Source organism: Pseudomonas sp. Irchel 3H7 (assembly GCF_900187605.1).
GTDB lineage: Bacteria > Pseudomonadota > Gammaproteobacteria > Pseudomonadales > Pseudomonadaceae > Aquipseudomonas.
In genome coordinates this window covers 136,423-158,056 of sequence record NZ_FYEA01000008.1, presented here as the reverse complement: position 1 = coordinate 158,056, position 21,634 = coordinate 136,423, and the positions used below count along the sequence as shown (strand labels likewise).

The window sequence follows — 21,634 nt, the reverse complement described above, 5'->3', positions numbered from 1 at the left end:
GTTGTCGCGTCGCCCTAACGTTGGGCGACGGCGGCTGATTCCAGGAGCCGATCTACTTTGATAAACGACTCGTCCTTAGATTGCAGGATCGCCATGATCTCAGGCTGTGTTTCGAATAGCGGGCCGTTCACGGCGTGGCCAAGCTTGAGCAGGTGATCACCGTCATAAATATTGCTTTTGAGCAGCAGGTCGAGGTTGTCAGCGATATCGTTCAGGCGCTCATCGTCTGGTTCTTCAAACGCTGCGTATTCCTCATCAATCCAATAAACCCATCCCAGGCGCGCTTGAACTTGCGCGGCTGCCTCGGGAAGGTTGAACGCCTCTTTGTCACCAAGCCACGTCGATTCCTCGTTGGCTTTCCAGGCCAACCATGGACCGCGCTGCTGACCGAAATGTATCGGCGCAGGGCAGTAGATGGCGTTCCAGCAACCCAGCAACTGGTCGAAGGTTTTCCCAGCTGTATAAGTCAGCGCTGCCCACAGACTCGGTTTGTGAAAGCTCAACAAGCTCTGCCCACCGGAACCGTCATTGGCTCTGAGCAACCAGCGCGCATGAGCCAATGCTTGTTCAGGATCAGGTGTTGAGATCGCTATTCCCGAAAAGCGTTCCTCACAAAGTTTTGCCGCTACGTTTGCCACTTTGCTGCCCCGAGGAGCCACCAGCCACAACGGGCCATCAGGAATCTCTGCGAAGTCAGTGCCGAAAAACAGCCCTTGGGAAACCACCGGTTCGCCTACTCGGTAGAGTTGACTCAATGCTTCTGGCTGGAGTCCCTGGTCGATGATGAAACAGAGCGACTCGCTCGCGGCCGGCAGGTCAGAAAAGTTGTAGCGAGGCTCTGCGAGCAGAGCGCTCAGCGCTTTTACATGCATGTGCAATCCTTACGGCTGCAAGCGCCGTTACTCTGTTTTCCGCACAACGGTGTGATGCCAGACTCATTCAGACGGGCGGGGAGTGGTGCTTTACCAGCCTTGTCCGCATCCGCTACTTTCATCGGTCCCGGCAGCAATGGTGCCGCAGGCGTCCCGACCCCCGGCGAGCCGCCGGTATTGATCTTCACCTCCGCGCCGCTGATGGTCACGCCACCCGCATCAACCTTGACGAAACTCCCACCAGCCTTGGCCGTGAGTTCCATGGCGCCTTCGACCACAACCTTCTGGCCGGCGTAGTAATGGATTTCTGACCCGGCCTCAACAAACTGCGCAGTCCCCACCTTCAAATGCTGCGTCACACCCACGGTCAGGTGATCATCCGCACGCATCTCGCTGATTCGATCCAGGTGCGTAATCCGATGCTCTTCAACCTTGAACTCGCTCAGCGTATTGGCTTCAACGGTGTCATGCCGCTCGTTACCCACACGAATCTTCTGGTCGTGCTCGATGTTTTCGTCCCAGTCGCGCTGGGCATGGATGTAGATCTGCTCTACACCTTTCTTGTCCTCGATGCGGAATTCGTTGTAGCCCTTGCCGCCCGGTGAACTCAGGGTTTTGAACGTGCTGCGGGTTTTGTTGGCCGGCAGGTCGTAGGGGACGACGTTTTCCTTGTGGTACAGGCAACCGGTGACCAGCGGCTGGTCGGGATCGCCTTCGAGGAAGGTGACGAGGACTTCCATGCCGATGCGCGGGATGGCGATGCCGCCGTACGCTGCGCCGGCCCAGCCGCTGGCGACGCGCATCCAGCAGGTGGTTTTGTCGTCGCCCTGACCGTCGCGGTCCCAGTGGAATTGCACTTTGATGCGGCCGTACTGGTCGCAGTGGATTTCTTCGCCTGCGGGGCCGGTGACGACCGCGGTCTGGCTGCCGAGGACTTTCGGTTTCGGGTGTTCAAGGGCAGGGCGGTAGTGCGCGTCCCACGGGGTGGCGAGGAAGCTGTTGCGGTAGCCCTGGTGGAAATCGCTTTTGTGGTCGGTGACGTCGCTGGTGACGTTTTCGCCGAGTACTTGCGGTTGTTTGCCTTCGTGGAAGACCTCCAGCAGCAGCCACAGATCGTTCCACTCGGCGCGCGGGTGTTCGGCGAGGGTGAGGAAATGGCCGCTGGTGAGGGTTGGTTCGTCACCTTTGCCTTCGGCGAGTTTGTAGTCGCTGCGATGGCGTTCGAGGGCGCGGGTGGAGAGGAACTTGCCGCGCTCTCGAGTAGTGAAGCGGCCGGGGTAGTCGTAGTCCTCAAGGTCCGGGGCGAACTCGGTTTTGACCGCGCCTTCGGGGAGGATCTTTGGTTTTTCGAAGTCGTAGTCGCGGCGGCTGACGCGGGTGGTGCGGGTTTCCAGGCGCAGGTTGAAGCGTTTGATCACCGGTTTGTCGGCGGCCATGCCGGAGTCTTGCTGGTAGCTCACCGGTTTCAGTTTGCGGAACACGGTCTGGTCGTCGCCGAACACCAGTTTGTGGCCGCTGCTGCTGTGCTGGAAGTGGAAGTGAATGCCTTCTTCTTCGCACAGGCGCTGGATGAAGTGCAGGTCGGATTCGTCGTACTGCACGCAGTATTCGCGTTGCGGGTATTCGGCGCCGAGCTGGAAACTGTAGGCGTCGGCGAGGATGCCGCGATCTTCCAGCACCTGAGCGATGATCTTCGGCACGGTCAGTTGCTGGAAGATCTGCTGATCGTGGTTGTGCCGCAGGTAGGCCAGTTGTGGCACCAGGCTGAGGCTGTAACGGGTCAGGGTCTTGCCGGAGTCGCCTTGCTCGATGCGATAAACCAGACCGTGGATCTTGCCTTCGCCGGTCGGGCCGAAGGTCAGGACGCCGGGCTTGTGCAACAGCTCTTCGAGTTTGAGGTCGGGGCGGGCGCTGACGAGTTCGAGGTCGAAACGGAACGGTTGGTTGAGGGCTTCGCGACCGGTGAAGCTGAGGACTTGCAGGTCGGCGTTGGCGCCTTCAAGCGTGAGGGTGATGTGGGTTGCGTTGGCGTCCAGCATGCCTTGAATTCCGTCCGTTGAATAAGCAGGTGACGGATGATGGAGGATTAAGCAGCCTCGTTCAAGGCACAAAAGCCGTAGGTCTGGCAGGTTTGCGGTATAGGGAAAACCCTTAGATGGGGTGTTTGGCCCAATGAAAACGGGTGTTTAGTGCGAATTGGCGTTGATCGCCGGCAACTTTTCCCACGATCCCGGGTTGAAGAATCCTCAGTCAGATTCAGACTAAAGTCGCCTGTAGCACGTCAAAGCCATCTGCCATCATTGCCGTTCACCCCTGCGTGTTCACTTTCTCCCGGTCAATCTGACCCGGGACGGGAGCTATTTTTCTGGCTTGTTGCGCGCTTGCGCAAACGCTGCATTGTTGGAGTTTTTCATGCGTCCCCCATTTCCCCTCATCACCCCGCGCCAGTCGTTTGGCTTCGGAGCCTTTGTGCTGTGCGCAGGTTTTACCGCACAGGTTCAGGCCAGCGGATTCTTTGAAGACACCACGGCGAAAATCGAATCGCGCACGGTGTACTTCAACCGCGATTTCCGTGATGGGAGCACCTCGAACGCTCAGGGCGCCTCCAAGCGTGAAGAGTCGGCACAGGGCTTTATTCTCAACCTGCAATCGGGCTACACCGAAGGTACGGTGGGTTTTGGTATCGATGCGCTGGGCATGCTTGGCTTTCAACTCGATTCCAGCCCGAACCGCAGCAACAGCGGCTTGCTGCCTTCCAGTGGCAACGATCCGCGCGGCTCGAAAGGCCAGTACGCGAAAATGGGCCTGACCGCCAAGGTCAAAGTCTCGGACACCGTGCTGAAGTACGGCGCGCTACTGCCGGATCTGCCGTTGCTGAAATACAACGACGGCCGTTTGCTGCCGACCATGTTCAATGGCGCCATGCTCACTTCTAAAGAGCTGAAAGACCTGACCTTCATGGCCGCGCGTCTGGACAAGTACACCGCGCGTGATTCCACCGATTCGCAAGACATCCGCGTGCACTGCAAGAACAAGCGCTACGCGTGCAACACCACCGCCGATCATTTCGACATGTACGGCTTCGACTACAAGATCAACGATCGCCTGACCGCGCAGTATCACTACGCCGAACTGGAAGACATCTATCGTCAGCACTTTGTCGGGCTGTTGGGTAATCAACCGTTAGCTGGCGGTGTACTTAAAGCAGATCTGCGGGTGCTGAAGAGTGCCGACAGCGGTGATGCCAAGGCCGGTTCCATTGATAACCGTGCGTTGAGCGGCATGTTGTCGTATGCGCACAGCGGCCATACGTTCAGCGCCGGTTGGCAGCGTATGAACGGCGACAACTCGATGCCGTACCTCGATGGCAGCAATCCGTATCTGGTCAACTACGTGCAGGTCAACGACTTCGCCGCCGCGCAGGAACGTTCGTGGCAGTTGCGTTATGACTATGACTTCAAGGCCATTGGCATTAATGGTTTGAGCTTCCTGACCCGTTATGTGAACGGTGACCACATCAAGGTGTTGGGCAGTGATCAGGAAGGCAAGGAGTGGGAACGCGACAGCGAGTTGAAGTATGTGATTCAGACGGGCACGTTCAAGGATGTGAGTCTGCGTTTGAGGAATGCTACGTATCGCACCAATTATGAGAAGTTTGCCCGGGATGTGGATGAGACCCGGTTGATTGTGAGTTATAGCTTCTCCGTCCTGTAAGGGCCCCCACTGTAGGAGCTGCCGCAGGCTGCGATCTTTTGACGTTGATCGTTAAAAACAAGATCAAAAGATCGCAGCCTTCGGCAGCTCCTACACGGGATCCCGAAGCTGTTACAACCAATGCCAGAACCGGCTCCAGAACCCCCGGTTCAAATCCTCTTTGCACCCGGCATATTGCCGCGCATAAACATCCGAACGAGTCTGCACTTTGCGCGCCGTCGGCATCAGCCAGGCTTTGCTCGCGTAAGTCTTGTTGCGAAACCCGCCCCAGCCTTCGTGGTAGTTGAGGTACTGGTTATAGGCGTCGTACTTGTAGACGCCGTTGATCGAATAGGTCTTGTCCATGTACCAGCCGACAAAGTCGATGGCGTCGTCGAAGTCTTCGCGATCGGCTCCGCTGCGACCGGTGCTTTTCTGGTAGTCGGCCCAGACTTCATCTTTGGCTTGCGCATAGCCCGATGCGGTGGACACACGGCCCCACGGGATCACCCAGAGCAAGTATTTGCGCGGAGTCTTGGCGTCGTAGCGGTAGCCGGATTCCTGATACATGATCGCGAAGGGCACCTGAATCGGCACGCCCCAGCGTTTTTGCGTGACTTGCGCCGCGTCGTACCAGTCGCTTTTCTCGCGGAAAATCTCGCAGATATCTTCCGGCGAACGGGGCGGCGAGGTGCCGCACCCGCTCAGTAGCGTTGCCAGTGTCAGTAGTCCAAGCGTCTGCCTGTAATTCAAAAGCCGTTATCCCGTCGTGCGCAAAAAGGCCGACAGTCTACGCGTTCAACTCAATTGGTGACGATAGGGCAGATCCGGGCCGGTCTTGCTGCAGGTCAGCGCGGCGGCTTGTACGGCGAACTTGAGCATGGCGTCGATCTGCTCGCGGGCGAGTTGCTGCACGCCTTCGACCGAATCCAGACCGTGCTCGGTCAGCCAGGTGATCAGCGCGGCCTGGAAGGTGTCACCCGCGCCAACGGTGTCGGCGATTTTCACCGAGGCCGCCGGCACCGACCAGTTGCCATGCTGGCGGCTGAACACACTGGCGCCGTCGCCGCCACGGGTGAGGAAGACAATCTGACAGCGGTGTTCGAGCCAGCCTTCGATCACGCGTTGCGGATCCTGTTCGGGGTAGAGCAGGCTCAAGTCTTCGTCGCTGACCTTGATCAGATCGGCCAGTGGCACCAGCGTCGCGATGCGCTCACGCCACAGGTCGATGTTTGGCTCGGGATTGAGGCGTACGTTCGGGTCGAGGGTGATCAGGCGTTTGCCGCTCTCGCGCTGTACCAGCGTCAGCAAGGTGTCGCCAATCGGCTGCACCACCAGCGAGAACGAGCCAATGTGCAAGCCGCGCACCTCAGGACCCAGCGCCGGCAGATGCACCAGACTCAACTGCCGGTCCGCGCAGCCTTCACCGCGAAAGCTGTAGTGCGGCGAGCCATTGGCACCAACGGCGACCATGGCCAGCGTGGTCGGCGCGGCGAAGTCCACCAGATAGTCCGGGCACACACCTTCATCCTGCAGCACTTGCTGCAAGCGGCGGCCGAGGTAGTCAGTGGACAGCCCGCCGAACAAGGCCGAGTCCACGCCCAGACGGCGCAAACCGACGGCGACGTTGAACGGCGAGCCGCCGGCAATCGCCTTGAAATTGACTTTCGAGGCCAGACCGCTGGCGTCGTCTTCACTGAAAAAATCAAACAGGGCTTCGCCACACACCAAATACATAATTGTTTGCTCTTTATAGGGTTGCGACATGCTGTTGATAGCGTTCATAGGCCTGCTGAAACGCCGCAACGTTGGCGGCAATCGGCAGGGTTTCGCTGCTTGAATCGAGTTTCACGCAGCGCTGGCACAGGTCGGCGAGGCTGTCTTCGTGGCCATTCGACCAGGATTTGCACCACGCCGCTTGAATCGCTGCGCCGAGGGCCGCGGCTTCGCTTTGTTCGGTGCAGATCACCGGGGTGTTCATGATGTCGGCGACGATCTGCCGCCACACCGCGCTTTTCGAGCCGCCGCCGATCAGGCAAATGCTGCGGCTTTGTAAACCATTGTGGCGGAGCAAATCCAGCCCGTAACGCAAACCGAAGGTGGTGCCTTCGACAGCGGCGCGGCACAGGTTGGCCTGGGTCAGGTTATCCAGCGTCAAGCCGTGCAGGCTGCCGGTGGCGTGGGGCAGGGCGGGAACGCGCTCGCCGTTGAGGAACGGCAGCATGCTCACGCCGTCGGCGCCGATGGGCGCTTGGGCGACGAGGTCGTTGAACTGCTGCAGATCGAGGTCGAACAACTCGCGAATTGCGCCGGTGGCGTTGGTCAGGTTCATGGTGCAGATCAGCGGCAGCCAACCGCCGCTGGAAGAGCAGAACGTCGCGACCGAAGCGTCCGGGCTGACTTTTGGTACTTCGGAATAGGCGTAAACCGTGCCGGAAGAGCCGAGGCTCATGGTGATCGCGCCGGGCTGAATATTGCCGGTGCCGATGGCGCCCATCATGTTGTCGCCGCCGCCGCTCGATACCAACGCATTGGGGTTGATGCCGAGGTGTTCGGCGATCGCCGGGAGGATGGTGCCGACAGATTGATGCGCGTCTATCAGCTCAGGCAGTGCGGCTTGCAGGCGTCCGCTGGCGTCGATGTCGCGCAGCAGTTGCAAGTCCCATTGGCGGGTGCGCACGTTGAAATAGCCAGTGCCCGAGGCATCGCCGTATTCGCTGCAGGCGCGACCGGTGAGCCAGAAATTCAGGTAGTCGTGGGGCAGCAGAATGCGTGCGATGCGCGAAAAGACCACGGGGTGTTGTTCTTTGGTCCAGAGCAGTTTCGACACCGTGTAGCCCGGTGCGATGACCACACCGAGGCGTTCCAGCGAGCCTTTTTCACCGCCTAGATGCACCAGCAGACGGTCGTTTTCGGCGCTGGTTTCGGTGTCGCACCAGAGCTTGGCGGGGCGCAGCACTTCACCTTGATCATCGAGCAGGACCAGACCGTGCTGCTGGCCGGAGACGCCGATGCCGAGGATCGACAGGCCATCGACATTCGCCGCCAACAATGCGCGGCGAGTGGCGAGGGCGAAGGCTTCGAGCCATTGCTGGGTGTCTTGTTCGCGGCGGCCGTTGGCGCCGCTGATCATTGTGTGGGCGGCGGCGCCCTGGCCGATGACTTGACCGCTGGCGGCGTCAAGGATGATGGCTTTGGTGCCTTGTGTGCCGCAGTCGATGCCTAGGAACAGTTGTTGTGTTGTCATGTGTGAACCACTCGGGTGTGGTGAAGATCAAGAGCTTACCCCCTCACCCCAACCCTCTCCCCCAAAGGGGCGAGGGGGGAAGGGAGCTGATCGGGGGGCTGTTCAAAACCTGAGTTCGACTCCGGTTCTCTCAAACCGGGGCTGTTCAAAACCTGAGTTCGACTGCGGTTCTCTCAATCAGGTGCTGTTCAATACCTGAGTTCGACTCCGGACGTTCAGGTCGATGTAACTTGCACAAACCACTCGGTCACCCTAGCCCTCTCCCTCGGGGAGAGGGCTAGGGTGAGGGGCTTTTCAATCCAGAATCCGCTGCAAAGTCCGCGTCACACCTTCTTCGCGCAAGCTGTTGCAGCACCACTCAAACGCCGCGACAAACTCCGCCGAACGCGGAATCACCGTGCCGAAAATCTCCTCGACCGCCAACAACCGCTGCGTAATTAAAGCATCGTCCGCCACCAACGCCTGACAAAACGCCGCGCGCGGATCCGGGATTGAATAGGTATCACCATTCTCATCCACACCCTTCAAATACAACGCCCACGCCGCCACCACCAACGCCGCACGCTTGGTCTCCTGCCCATCGGCAATCAACCGGTTGATGGTAGGAATGGTGAACTTGGGAAACTTCGACGAGCCGTCCGAGCACACCCGCTCAAGCTGATCGGCAATCGCCTGATTGGAAAACCGCGCCACCAATGTGTTTTTGTAATCCGTCAGATCAATACCTGGCACCGGCGCCAGTTGCGGGGTCACGTCCAGATCCATGTAGGCGCGCATATAACGCACGAACAGCGGGTCATTCATGGTTTCGTGCACAAACCGGTAACCCTTCAAAAAGCCCAGATACGTCAGCGCGAGGTGGCTGCCATTGAGCAGTTTGATCTTCATCTCTTCATACGGCGAAACATCGTCGGTGAACTGCACGCCGACCTTCTCCCAGGCCGGGCGACCGTTGCCGAATTTGTCTTCCAGCACCCACTGCACGAACGGCTCGCAGACCACCGGCCAGGCATCGTCGACGCCGTGTTTGTCCGCCAGTTGCAGGCGATGCGCGGTGCTGGTCATTGGCGTGATGCGGTCGACCATGGCGTTGGGGAAACTGACGTTGGCGTCGATCCAGCTGCACAGATTGCTGTTACGCAGGGTGGCAAACGCCAGCAGCGCCTTGCGCGTCACGGCGCCGTTGTGCGGCAGGTTATCGCAGGACATCACGGTAAACGCCGGAATGCCCGCCGCCCGACGTTTTTCCAGGGCCGCACACAAGAAACCGAACACGGTTTTCGGGTCCTCTGGGTGGGCCAGATCATGCTGAATTTGCGGCAGGTGCGCCATGAACTCGCCGTTGCTGTCGTCGATGCAGTAACCGCCCTCGGTGATGGTCAGCGAGACGATGCGAATCTGTGGGTCGGCGAGTTTGTCGATCAACGCCTGAGCGCCGTCCTCGGCCAGTAGCATGTCGCGAATCGCGCCGATCACGCGGACTTCGGTGTCGTCGCTGTCACCGAGTTCGAACAGGGTGAACAGGTAATCCTGCTCCTTGAGGTCATCGCGAGCACGGCGGTCTTCGGCGCGCAGGCCGACGCCACAAATGGCCCAGTCGAGGGCTTCGCCGGTGTTCATCAAGGCATCGGTGTAATACGCCTGATGCGCGCGGTGAAAGCCGCCGACGCCAATGTGGGCGATGCCTTGGCGCGTGTCGCTAAGGTTGTAGGCCGGCAGTTGCACTTCGGCGGCCAGACGATGGAGGTTCTGTTGGTTGAGTTTCATCGGGAGTTCTCGAAATCAGGCCGCAGCGCGCAGCGGACGGGTCAACGCGATACCTTCGGCATCGAATAAATGGCAGTGCGCCGGGTCGAGGTGCAGGCTCAGTTGTTCGCCGTAACGGCTGGCCAGATCACCGCGCACGCGCATGGTCAGGGCTTCGCCGGCGTTGGTGGTGACGTGGCAGAAAGTGTCGCTGCCCAGACGTTCGCTGACGTCGGCGGTGACTTGCAGGCTGCAATCACCGGGTTGCGCCAGTTCCAGGTGTTCCGGGCGAATGCCGAGGGTCACGGCGCTGCCGACACTGAGGTTGGCAGCATTGAAGGGCAGGGTGATGCGCGTGCCGGCGTCCAGCGAGACTTCGCAGCTCTGGCCGTCGACGCGGGCGATCTTGCCTTTGAGGAAGCCCATTTTCGGCGTGCCGAGGAACCCGGCAACGAAGAGATTTGCCGGGTTGTGATACAGGTCCAGCGGCGAGCCGACCTGTTCGATCTTGCCGCCATTGAGCACCACGACTTTGTCGGCCATGGTCATCGCTTCGACCTGATCGTGGGTCACGTAGATCATCGTCGCTTGCAGGTCTTTGTGCAGGCGCAGCAGTTCCAGACGCATCTGCACGCGCAGCGCGGCGTCGAGGTTGGACAGCGGTTCATCGAACAGGAAGATTTTCGGATTGCGCACAATGGCGCGGCCGATCGCAACACGCTGGCGCTGGCCGCCGGAGAGCTGTTTCGGCTTGCGCTCAAGCATCGGCCCGAGTTCGAGAATGCGCGCCGCTTCGCCGACCTTCTTCTCGACTTCGGCTTTCGGTACGCCGGCCAGATCGAGGGCGAAGGACATGTTCTTTTTCACGGTCATGTGCGGGTACAGCGCGTAGGTCTGGAACACCATCGCCAGATCGCGCTTGGCCGGGCTGACTTCGGTGATGTCGCGACCATCGAGTTCGATGGTGCCGTAGCTGACTTCTTCCAGACCCGCGATCAGCCGCAGCAGGGTGGATTTGCCGCAGCCCGACGGGCCGACGAAGACCACGAATTCCTTGTCGTTCACTTCCAGGTCAATGCCTTTGATGATGGAGAAACCTTCGAAGCCTTTTTGCAGATTCTTGATTTTCAGGTTGGCCATGAGGATGGGCCTCCACATTGTTGTTTTTTTAAGATCAAAAGATCGCAGCCTGTGGCAGCTCCTACAGGAGATTTATGCCGATACGACATTCCATGTAGGAGCTGCCGAAGGCTGCGATCTTTTGCTTTTCAATCTTCATTTCACGGCGCCGAACGAGAGGCCGCGCACCAGTTGTTTCTGGCTGATCCAGCCGAAGATCAGAATCGGCGCACACGCCAGGGTCGAGACCGCCGACAACTTGGCCCAGAACAAGCCTTCCGGGCTCGAATACGAGGCGATCAACGCGGTCAGTGGCGCGGCTTTCGACGAGGTCAGGTTCAGCGACCAGAACGCCTCGTTCCAGCACAGAATCAGCGACAGCAGCACGGTCGAGGCAAGGCCGCCCTTGGCAATCGGCAACAGCACGCGGACCATTTCCTGCCACAGCGTGGCGCCGTCGAGACGGGCGGCTTCGAGGATGTCTTTGGGGATGTCCTTGAAGTAGGTGTAAACCATCCAGACCACGATCGGCAGGTTGATCAGCGTGTAGATCACGATCAGCGCGATGCGCGTATCGAGCAGGCCGAAACTCTTCGCCAGCAGGTAGATCGGCATCAGCACGCCCACCGGCGGCAGCATTTTGGTCGAGAGCATCCACAGCAACGTGCCTTTGGTGCGCTGGGTTTCGTAGAAGGCCATCGAGTACGCTGCCGGCACCGCGATCAACAGGCACAGGGCCGTGGCACTGAAGGAAATCACCACCGAGTTCCAGGCGAAACTGAAGTAATCGCTGCGCTCATTGATGTGCAGGTAGTTCTCCAGCGTCGGCGTGAAGATGAACTGCGGCGGCGTGGCGAACGCGTCGATTTCGGTTTTGAAACTGGTCATCACCATCCAGAAGATCGGGAAGAAAATCACGATCGCGATGGCCCAGGCCAGGGTGCCGAGCAGCAGGCTTTGCAGCCGGCGGGATTGTTGATGAGTCATGGCAGGCCTCAGGCTTTGTCAGTCAGGTTTTTGCCGATCATCCGCACCAGAATGATCGCGGCGATGTTGGCGATGACCACGGCAATCAAACCGCCCGCCGAGGCCATGCCGACGTCGAACTGCACCAGCGCCTGGTTGTAGATCAGGTAGGCGAGGTTGGTCGAGGCGTAGCCGGGGCCACCGTTGGTGGTGGTGAAAATCTCGGCGAACACCGACAGCAGGAAGATCGTTTCGATCATCACCACCACGGCAATCGGCCGTGCCAGATGCGGCAGGGTCAGGTGCCAGAAGATTGCGATCGGCCCGGCGCCGTCGAGACGCGCGGCCTCTTTCTGTTCCTGGTCGAGGGACTGCATGGCGGTCATTAGGATCAGGATCGCGAAGGGCAGCCATTGCCACGAAACAATGATGATGATCGACAGCAGCGGGTAGTGGGCGAGCCAGTCCACCGGTTGCGCGCCGAACAACTTCCAGAGGTAAGCGAGGATCCCCGAGACCGGATGGAAAATCAGGTTCTTCCAGATCAGCGCACCGACCGTGGGCATGATGAAGAACGGCGAGATCAGCATGACCCGCACGATGCCGCGACCGAGGAACTCACTCGCTTCAAGCAACGCACTGATGAGTACGCCGAGCACCACGCTGATCAACAACACGCTGCCGACCAGCAGCAAGGTGTTGGTCGCACCGGGCATGAAACCCGAATCCGTCAGGAAGTATGTGAAGTTCTCCAACCCGACGAACTGGTTTTCACCGGGGTAGAGCAGGTTGTAGCGGATCATCGAGAAGTAGATGGTCATGCCCAGCGGCACGATCATCCACAGCAGCAACAGCGCCACCGAAGGGCTGACCAGAAACCAGCCGGGATTGCGTACGCGGACTTTGCGCGCAGGCTGCGACAGGTCGATGTGGGCTTTGGCAGTTGAAGTATTCATGGTGATCACAACCAATTGGGTGCAGAAACATGTTCAGGAAAGACAACATTCCTGACATCGGCGCGGCCCCTGTGGGAGCTGGCTTGCCAGCGATAGCAATAGGTCAGCCGACAGCAATGTCGAATGTGCCGGCCTCATCGCTGGCAAGCCAGCTCCCACAGGTTTAGAGGCGGTTACTTGGGATAACCGGCGCGCTTCATCTCGCGTTCAGTGGTTTGCTGCGCGGCAGTCAGGGCTTGATCCACCGTGGTCTGGCCGATCAGCGCCGCCGAGAACAGCTTGCCGACCTGGGTGCCCACCGCCTGGAACTCAGGAATGGTCACCAGTTGAATACCGATGTACGGCACCGGTTTCAGCGTTGGCTTGCTCGGATCAGCCGCTTTCAGCGATTCCAGCGTGACCTTGGCAAACGGCGCGGCGCTCATGTAGGCATCGCTGTAGGTCGAGGCGCGGGTGCCGGGCGGTACGTTGGCGATGCCGTCAGTCTTGGCGACCAGTTCGCCGTACTCTTTTGACGTCGCCCAAGCGCTGAATTCTTTGGCGGCGTCTTTGGCTTTGGAACTGGTCGGGATTGCCAGCGCCCATGAATACAACCAGGCCGAGCCTTTGTCGGTCACTTGATGCGGGGCGAAAGTGAAGCCGACGTGATCAGCAACCTTGCTCTGGGTCTTGTCGGTGACGAACGAGCCGGCGACGCTGGCATCGACCCAGATCGCGCATTTGCCGCTGTTGAACAGCGCAAGGTTTTCGTTGAAACCGTTGCTGGAGGCGCCCGGCGGGCCGGATTTCTTCATGGTGTCGACGTAGAAATTCAGCGCGTTTTTCCACTCCGGCCCGCTGAATTCCGGTTTCCACTGCTCATCGAACCAGCGCGCGCCGTAGGCGTTGGCAACCGTCGTGATCAGCGCCATGTTCTCGCCCCAACCGGCCTTGCCGCGCAGGCAGATGCCGTACTGCTCTTTGTCTTTGTGGGTGAGTTTTTCGGCGAAACCAGCGATCTGCTCCCAGGTCGGACGCTCGGGCATGGTCAGGCCGGCATCCTTGAACAGGTCGGTGCGGTAATAGGTGATCGAACTTTCCGCGTAGAACGGCAGGGCGTACAGCGAACCCTTGACTGACAGGCCTTCACGCACCGATGGGAACACATCGTCGAGGGCGTAACTGGCCGGCAGATCCTTCATCGGTTCCAGCCAGCCTTTGGCGCCCCACAGTGCGGCTTCGTACATGCCGATGGTCAACACGTCGAACTGGCCGCCCTGAGTGGCGATGTCGGTGGTCAGGCGTTGGCGCAGGACGTTTTCTTCGAGCACGACCCAATTGAGCTTGATGTCCGGATGCTCGGTCTCGAAGGTTTTCGAGAGTTTTTGCATGCGGATCATGTCGCTGTTGTTGACGGTGGCGATGGTCAGGGTCTGGGCGCCAAGGCTGACGCTGCTGAGGGTCATGCAGGTGAGGGCAAGCAGAGCTTTTGCAGTCGGTTGCATCGTGCACTCCTTTTCTGCACCCGTAGGGTTACAGAAGGACAGTTATTGTTTTTGTGTCTTCCTGTGCAGGAAGAATGTGCGCTGATTACAGCCTTCAATCGCAGGGCTGACAAATCATCCCTAACACTTTGATCGATACTTTTTTGCACTGGGCTTTTGTGGGGCGAATGCAGGGAAGGGCTTTTCAGCGCAGAGGTGCTGTCGGATGCGTACAGGTTTCCGGAGTGGCATCGCAACTTGTAGGAGTGAGCCCGCTCGCGATAGCGGAGTGTCAGCCAACATATCTGCACGCTGTCACACCGCTATCGCGAGCAGGCTCACTCCTACAGGGGAGTTGCGTTGTCAGAGATGGTTTTGTTCAGTCAGGCGCTGCACCGCAAGCCGCCGATAGTGCGACGGCGTCATGCCCTTGAGCTGCTGAAAGCGCCGATTGAAGTTGGAAATGTTGTTGAACCCCGATTCGAAACACACCTCGGTCACCGGTTTGTCGCCATCGGCCAGCAGCTCGCAGGACTTGCTGATACGCAAGCGATTGACGAACTCGATGAAATTGCGCCCGGTGGCCTGTTTGAACACTCGGCTGAAATAGGTCGGCGTCATGCCCAGATGCGCGGCGACTTCCTCCAGCGAGATATCGCGGGCGTAGTGGCTGAAAATATAGTCGACGGCCCGGTTGGTACGATCGATATTGTGCTCATCGGCCAGTTGCGGGGTGGTGGCGCCGGACAACAGCTGGAAATCATCGCTGGCCGCGAGCAATTCCATCAGGATAAAGAAGTGCCCGAGGCGGGTGATGCCCTTGCTGTCGGCGATGCGCTGCATCAGCGTCATGGCCTGGCGGATGGTACGTTTGCAGCGAAACTCGATGCCGTACTGCGCACGTTCCAGCAGGGGCGCCAGGGTCTTCAGTTCGGCAAACACCTGGTGGCCACTCTCGAACAACTCGTCGGTGAAGTTGACCAGCATGTCGCGCTTTTCAACGACCTCGTCCTCGGCCACCTGGCTGATCCAGTTGTGCGGCAAATTGGGGCCAGTGAGGAACAGGGTTTCGGGATAGAAGTTGCCAATGTAGTCACCGATAAACACCTTGCCCGAGCTGGCGACAATCAGGTGCAGTTCATATTCCTTGTGGAAATGCCAGCGCACCAGCGGGCACGGAAAACCGTGCTGGCGGTAGATGATGGACAACCCGTTGTGGTCATCCATCAACTCGTATGAAGGGTCGGTCACGCGGGCGGTTCGAGTCATGGCGAGCTACTTTTTTTGTTATCGCCTGCCGATCATGCCTCGTTTCTCGGGACTTGCGCCAGCTTCACTCAAGCGGTCTGCTCGCGGACGCTGCCTCTGGACTTCTCGATGGCTTTTTCCAGATTGGCCATCTGGCAGAAACGTACAATGTTCGAGTTTTTAATAAAGTCGAAATTGATGATGTTGCACTTTTTGGCCCAATCCGATCTGGCTGGGTCAAACCAGTGGTCGAGATCATCCAGAATTCGCTGAGGGCCGCCAATCGAAAAACTGGTTGCTGACAGCGACCACGGGCGAAGTGTGCTGTTGGCAGTGCTCAATACTTCTTTGATGTAACCCTGCAGATCGAGAGAACTGACAAGCTGCTTTCCGATCCACTTGTGCTGGATTCTTCCATAGATACGGTAGTCCTCGGTTTCCCAGGTCATGGGTGCTGCCACCATGATGCGCTGCAACGGGCTGATCGCTTTGAGCTGGCCAAGCGTCAGGTGCAGATTCCGGGTCGGGATCATTCGGTCGCCCAAGTGTTGCAGTATCAACGCTTGAAACTCCGAATGATCGAATGCGTCCTTGCCACTACCCAATTCATGAAAGTCCAGAATGATGAATTCATTGATGTTCCTTTCATAAAAAGCTTTGACGTCGCGTACAAGATCTTCAAGCGTACGGGAAGAAAGGTAGCCGTTGTGGTGGAAGCGGAACTTTGCCAGTCCTTGCGCTTTGTTGTCGTAAGTCAGGCGGGCGTCGAGTGCTCGAACACCGCGATTCAATTGTGAATAAAAGGAGACATCCTGGCAGGCGAGCCAGTTTTTACCGGGTATCAGTGCATAACCCGCTTCCCAGTCGCAGCCAGCGTTATGGGCACCCGGCAAACTAAGTTCGAAAAGCGACAAGTTGTCGATTTGCGGCGAATCCGCCATCCATTGATAAGGTTGGAAATTATCAAGATTGTTCATGTTGTACATCCTGCAATTGAAAACGAAAGTTGTCGGAATTGCGCGCGCAGGATGTTTATAACGGGTGCCGGGTGTTCGGCCAAGTTTGCTTTTAATGCAAGTCGTGTAAAAGGCGTTACTTACATGTCCGGTGTTTGTTGTGTGTGTCGGTTTTTCGCTTCGATCCATTGCGCCATGTACTGGGTGCTTTTGTGCGAGTGATGACGGAGCATGCTGCCAATGAAGTTGTTGGATCTGAGGTGTTCTAAGTTCCGTTGGCAATAACGCAGTTTTTCAATCAATGCCGGACCATGTACTGGTTGTGGGTAGCGTTCATTCAACAGCGTGTATCCCGCCAGACGAGCGTCCTGCCAGCGCGACTCGTCGTTGTAAAGCGCCACGGCACTGTTGGCGAACTCCACTGCGCTGCTGGTGACTGCACCGGGCCACGCGTGATCGCCCTGCATGGCCTCGGCGCCAATCGGCGTGGTGACACTGGGTGTACCGCAAAGCATGGCGTCGACCAGTTTGCCCTTGATACCGGCACCAAAGCGCAAGGGCGCCAGGCAGACTCGCGCGGCAGACATGACCTGCAATGCATCTTCGGCCCAGTTCATGATGTGGAAACCTTCGCGGGCGTTATGCAGCGCTGTGGCTTTCGGCGGCGTATACGCGCCGTAAATGTGCAATTGTGCCTGGGGCAACTGTTGGCGAATCAGCGGCCAGATCGTGGTTTTCATCCACAGCACGGCATCCCAGTTGGGTGCGTGGCGGAAGTTGCCGATACTCAGAAAGTGCGCCCGAGCCGCAAATGTTGCAGGTTCGACCGCAGGCGGGTCGATCATCAGCGGGCACCAGTGCAGCAATTGTCGGGGCAAGCCGAACTGCTCGATCAACAATTCGATTTCCACTTCGGAGATCATCAGATTGAGATCGCAACGATACAGTGCGGCAATTTCGCGCTTGGCCAGATCGGTTTCGGCCATCAATTCGAACTCGTCGCGCAGGGCCGGGGCAAAGACATCACTGAAATCATTCTGGTCAGGATTGACCTTCAGGCGAGACTTGAGTCGCTGATGACGCGCATGCCGCAGACTTTGCAGGTCGGAAGTTTCCAGCACGCGCAGCGCCTGAGGGCAGTGTTTTTCAACTCGCCAGCCGAACTGCTCTTCCATCATGAATTGGTCGAACAAGACGATGTCCGGCGCCAGTCCGCTGATGAATTGATCGAAGCTGCTGTTGTTGAGTTCGATCGGCACCTCACGAATGCCGAGTGCGGCAAGATCCGCCTTGTGCTCGCCGGGACCGGCCGGGCTGCTGAACGTGATGTCCCAACCGTGCTGCAGGAATGTTTCAAGAATCTGCATGACGTGCCCGCTCGCCGCCGAGGAGCGCGGCTCTGGCCAGACGTATCCGATGACCAGGACTTTGGTAGGGGCGGGTTGAATCATGGACAACATTCCTTCACGGCGAACGAGGGATAAAAAAGGGCGCAATTAAACCACAGGGGTAGGGTGTGTGCCCGTTCGCCAGCCTCGTCAAAGCAGGTTGAGGCTGACTAATGTCGGTGTCGCAATAAACTCGCGACCGGACTTTTCAAGTGCTGACTTCATCACGGCGATATTGCGTTGATAGGCCTCTTTGTTGCTGTGGAGTTGTCCGAGCAGCGAAGTCGTCAGTGCGAAAGAGTCGGCATTCTTGAAGGCTACACCCCGATTGAAGGTGACATGAGGGTAGCTGGGCAGGCCTTGCGAAAGTTTGCCGTTGGCCAGATTCAACAGTGGTGATACATCCAGTTGCTGGGCGCCACGCTCATATAGGCCACTCGCGTCGGCATAGGCAAAGTCTTTGGTTTTAGGTGATCCGTGGAACAGTTCATGGACAAAAACATCGGCGCTGGCTTCCAGGTTGAAGTGATCCAGACGATAAGCCTCGTTGAAATTCTGGCTGTAGACATGGACAAAAGGCATCTGCGCGGGCTGCCCGCCGGTCTTCCAGCCGTCGTACGCACCCCAATCCAGTCGGGCTATTGCATCGATATCCTTGTCGCCGTCCGCAACGAAGTTTCCGGGACCCAGTTTGCCGAGATCGCTTTTGACATCAACAAGATAATCCCGATACGCCTTTCGCGTTGCCGCCGAGTCATTGCCCAACAATAAATCAAGCAAAACGGCGGTTTCGTTAATCACCGACGGGTCATCCAGTACCGAGATTGCATCCTCTATTTTTCGGATGGCGACAGGCAGACTCTTTTTGATGATCGCGCGCGAGTAGCTTTTGGGCAAAATTCTGTGCCATTGCAGCGCGGGTAACTTGAGCTCGAAGTTTTTCAGTTTTCTCCCCCAGGCTTGGCCTTGCCGGTTCAGGGCATACCATTCGTCATTGTGGCGTATGGCCCACACCTGGAAAACATCCGCAGACGTTAGCGCAGGACGCCAGGAGCCCAGTCGAATAAGGTCTGAATCAATCCTTGCCGCGACTTGGCGACGGGCTGTCGTCCCCGACCATTTGCGGGCATCGGAAATCGCGTTTTCCAGCGCGGTCAGACCCTTGTTGAAGCCCTTGCGCAACAGTTTTGCACCGTGCAAAAGCAAGTCTGCGGTGCCGTCCAGTGGATTGATCAGATTGCTGACCAGGCCCAGGCCGGTTTTGGCCAGTGCACTGGCCTTGGTGGCAACGGTGACACTTTTGGCGACAAGGCTGACCGCTTGAGCCACTGCACCCACCACCAATAAAAGCGTCATTGCAGCTTCCAGAGCGCATGCCCCAGCGCCCTGGATTTGTCGCTCCACATCGTCCGAACTGAGGTCTTCAATGCAGGACTTGAACGGCACTACAAAGTTGAGAAACGTGTCGAGATCCTTGTCTCGCTTGGCGCGCAATGCTTCCAGACGGGTCTGTCCCCAGCATTCTCTGACCAACTCATCATAGGTGGCAATGGGGCGATGCTTGAGGACGAAGTTCACCAGCGGATCGAAGTCCGTCGAATAGAAACTCTGATAGTAACCTTTGATTGGCAGGGGGCGCGCAGTTGCCGGCAAGTGCGCGACTTTATCGATTACCCCCGAACTGTCGTCACTGAAGCCGGGCGGCACGCCGTGGGTATAACACTCGATATTCGTCGGTAACCGGTGCACGGTGGCAGGCGCAGAGTAGTTTTTGCCATTGCTCATGACGGCTGTGTTGAGCTGGTTTGTGGCTTGAATCAGTGCCGCCATCCGGGTGTTTTCGCGACAGATTCCGTGCAGGGTGAATAATTCATAACAGGTGACCCGGCCTTCGAACTCCGAACAGATCACAACACCGTAGCGACTCTTTGCTTCTTCAATGTCTTTATGACTTTCCGTTGGCTTGCGCTCGGTCGTCTTTAAAATCATGTCGATGGTCGACGCCAATGGATTGGATGGCACACTGGTGATCGTCTGGATCTTCGCCACGGATGGCCGGATGGTAAACATCGTTACCTTGCCTTTGAGCAAACGTGTTCGATCAAGCAATGGCATCGCGCAGAATGCTTGCTTCAAGTGCGTGCTCATCGCGTTCATATGCACGACAAACTCTCGATTGAACTGACGGTGGTACTCACCATCAGGTGAGATCAGATTGGGCAGCAGGCGGGGAAATGCTGTGTAGAGGCTCTCGCCGTTCTTCAAATCCCAATCACCGGTGGCCAAGTCATTGGACATGTGCAGTTCCAGCGGTGAAACAGGAAAAGGGTCAGCGTAAGCGTCTTCCAGTGGCCGATTACGTTTCTGGTAAAGGACATCGCTTTCAAGATAGGTGCAGCCCTTGGCGACTTGCTTGAGGATGTCCAGTGCAACACTCTTGCGAGTGGGTAGAGGGCGGGCCAGGGTTTTCGCTGTTTCGACGAGCGTAGCGGCATGTTTGGCGTAAGCGGCCGATGCCATTTCGAGTGCTTGGGTAGTCGAATTCTCGACGGTGTCTTGCGTGACGATTTGATTGAGCAATGCCCAATCAAGGACTGGATCGACAGATGCCACAGCGTCGAGTGTCTTTCGTGACTCCAGAACTTCGCCCAGTTTCGCCAGTTGTTGCAACTGCGCGTAAGTCATCGAGCGTGTCGATCCCGGTGCAATGATTTCTTGCGCCGTGACCATTCGGCAAAACTCAACCCAGTCTGGCGTGCCCAGCGAAAGAGTAGCGGGCAAGTCTTTCACCAGAAATTCCGGGGCGGCCTCTGCCAACAGCAGGTGAGCAGCCAGTGAGGCGTTTCTTTCACTGATCCGGTGATGTTTGATCAAGTGCTTTTCGAATTCGGTTTGCACATCGGCGAAGGATTTCTCCCTGTGCTCGATGGCATACACGTTAAAACCTGCGACATGATTACGAGGCTGCTCTTCACCGACGCCTGGATGAAGATCGAGCAACAGCGAAGTCAGCATTATTTGCTTAAGTGACTCGACTGACTGCGTGTGATGTTCTTGTGCACCATACCAACCCAGATCTCTTACATAAGCAGCGGACCAATGAAGGGCGATGGGACTGGAGACCAGTTTTTCAAGAATAGCCTCGGCCTCAGCACGCCGAAACGGCGCAGACTGCCCACCAAAGACACTATTCGACAGGTGCTCCAATAACGATTGGTCTTTGATGTAACTGGTAATGAGCTTGCGGAACTCGCTGCGCTGAGCGGCAGTGAGCGTGACGGCGTTGTCTGCTCCGGCGTTGAGCATTTCCCAGTAATTGCCCTGCAATGGACTTGCCTGAGCCGGTAGCTCCATGAATGCGATCAACCGAGCACATTCGCGGGTGGTGCCGGGAATCACGTAACCATGAAACTTGAGCCACTGCGTCAATTCGACATGCTCGGCGAGAGTGATACTGCCACCCGTTGCTTGTGCCATTTCAACCAACACTTGCAGATCATCCTGCAGATCCGGTGCAAGCTTGAATGCGTTGGCAAAGCCAAGGGTTTTTCCGGAATAGAGTGCGTTGATTTCACCCGCAGCCGTCACTTCAAAGAGGGCGTGTTGGGGAAGTTTTAATACACTCATGAGTTTTTTGAAGGCGGCGTGTTCGGATAATGCTTGCAGTAAACTTCTGCCGGGCTGCAAAGCGTCATTCAGCGTCGATCCGGTTTCCAGGCTGATGACAGCTGCTTCCAGTGCAATTGTTTGTGCGGATCCGGCATTGTTTTTACGTTGTTTTAATTTGTATATAACCTCTCCGCGTTCGCGGTTATCGCTTTGAGCGTGGAGGGTTCGCGGGGAAGTGTAAGTTGTGAATCTCGATAAGTAGTGTTGATTTGTCGGGTGTTTATGTTTTTTGTTCATGAGGGTTCCCTTTGTTTAAGTGTCGGGAATCCTCATTTTTTATGTTGTGCTTATCAATAATTACTGTGTAAGTG

15 protein-coding genes are annotated in these 21,634 nt (G+C 57.5%); 1 reads left to right on the top strand and 14 read right to left on the bottom strand.

Annotation, left to right across the window (positions count from 1 at the left end; genetic code table 11):
• Nucleotides 1-14: 14 nt before the first annotated feature.
• Nucleotides 15-872 (bottom strand): DUF4123 domain-containing protein, encoded by an 858-nt coding sequence (locus CKW38_RS16790; protein ID WP_095113309.1) that lies wholly within the window; start codon nt 870-872, stop codon nt 15-17.
• Nucleotides 863-2,911, bottom strand: coding sequence for a type VI secretion system tip protein VgrG (locus CKW38_RS16785; RefSeq protein ID WP_095113308.1), 2,049 nt, complete (start codon nt 2,909-2,911; stop codon nt 863-865). The genes CKW38_RS16790 and CKW38_RS16785 overlap by 10 nt, the downstream gene beginning before the upstream one ends.
• Nucleotides 2,912-3,284: 373 nt before the next feature.
• On the opposite strand from CKW38_RS16785, the gene CKW38_RS16780 reads away from it, so the two are divergent.
• Complete coding sequence (locus CKW38_RS16780; protein WP_007912132.1) at nt 3,285-4,586, top strand: OprD family porin; 1,302 nt, start codon at nt 3,285-3,287, stop codon at nt 4,584-4,586.
• Nucleotides 4,587-4,697: 111 nt separating this feature from the next.
• Here the strand turns inward: CKW38_RS16780 and CKW38_RS16775 are convergent, their stop codons facing one another.
• The 12 genes from CKW38_RS16775 to CKW38_RS16720 form a co-directional block, all read right to left on the bottom strand.
• Nucleotides 4,698-5,318 carry a hypothetical protein gene (locus CKW38_RS16775; protein ID WP_095113307.1) on the bottom strand — a complete coding sequence of 207 codons (621 nt, stop codon included), beginning with the start codon at nt 5,316-5,318 and terminating at the stop codon, nt 4,698-4,700.
• 45 nt (nt 5,319-5,363) lie between these two features.
• Nucleotides 5,364-6,302 (bottom strand): carbohydrate kinase, encoded by a 939-nt coding sequence (locus tag CKW38_RS16770; RefSeq protein WP_095113306.1) that lies wholly within the window; start codon nt 6,300-6,302, stop codon nt 5,364-5,366.
• Between the two features lie 13 nt (nt 6,303-6,315).
• Entirely contained in the window at nt 6,316-7,812 is a 1,497-nt protein-coding gene (gene xylB, locus CKW38_RS16765) for a xylulokinase (protein WP_095113305.1), read from the bottom strand.
• 294 nt (nt 7,813-8,106) lie between these two features.
• Complete coding sequence (locus CKW38_RS16760; protein WP_095113304.1) at nt 8,107-9,579, bottom strand: mannitol dehydrogenase family protein; 1,473 nt, start codon at nt 9,577-9,579, stop codon at nt 8,107-8,109.
• 15 nt (nt 9,580-9,594) lie between these two features.
• Entirely contained in the window at nt 9,595-10,698 is a 1,104-nt protein-coding gene (locus CKW38_RS16755; RefSeq protein ID WP_095113303.1) for an ABC transporter ATP-binding protein, read from the bottom strand.
• A 135-nt stretch (nt 10,699-10,833) separates the two neighbouring features.
• Nucleotides 10,834-11,664, bottom strand: coding sequence for a carbohydrate ABC transporter permease (locus tag CKW38_RS16750; RefSeq protein WP_095113302.1), 831 nt, complete (start codon nt 11,662-11,664; stop codon nt 10,834-10,836).
• An 8-nt stretch (nt 11,665-11,672) separates the two neighbouring features.
• The gene (locus CKW38_RS16745) at nt 11,673-12,599 is read right to left on the bottom strand and encodes a carbohydrate ABC transporter permease (protein ID WP_007914969.1); all 927 of its coding nucleotides are present in this window, start codon (nt 12,597-12,599) and stop codon (nt 11,673-11,675) included.
• Nucleotides 12,600-12,772: 173 nt separating this feature from the next.
• On the bottom strand, nt 12,773-14,083 hold the full coding sequence (locus tag CKW38_RS16740) for a sugar ABC transporter substrate-binding protein (RefSeq protein WP_007914967.1): 1,311 nt from the start codon (nt 14,081-14,083) through the stop codon (nt 12,773-12,775).
• A 342-nt stretch (nt 14,084-14,425) separates the two neighbouring features.
• Nucleotides 14,426-15,331, bottom strand: coding sequence for an AraC family transcriptional regulator (locus CKW38_RS16735; protein ID WP_007914965.1), 906 nt, complete (start codon nt 15,329-15,331; stop codon nt 14,426-14,428).
• 68 nt (nt 15,332-15,399) lie between these two features.
• Nucleotides 15,400-16,287 (bottom strand): hypothetical protein, encoded by an 888-nt coding sequence (locus CKW38_RS16730; protein WP_007914963.1) that lies wholly within the window; start codon nt 16,285-16,287, stop codon nt 15,400-15,402.
• A 119-nt stretch (nt 16,288-16,406) separates the two neighbouring features.
• Entirely contained in the window at nt 16,407-17,717 is a 1,311-nt protein-coding gene (locus tag CKW38_RS16725) for a glycosyltransferase (RefSeq protein WP_095113301.1), read from the bottom strand.
• Nucleotides 17,718-17,804: 87 nt separating this feature from the next.
• Entirely contained in the window at nt 17,805-21,560 is a 3,756-nt protein-coding gene (locus CKW38_RS16720; RefSeq protein WP_095113300.1) for a hypothetical protein, read from the bottom strand.
• Nucleotides 21,561-21,634 lie beyond the last annotated feature (74 nt).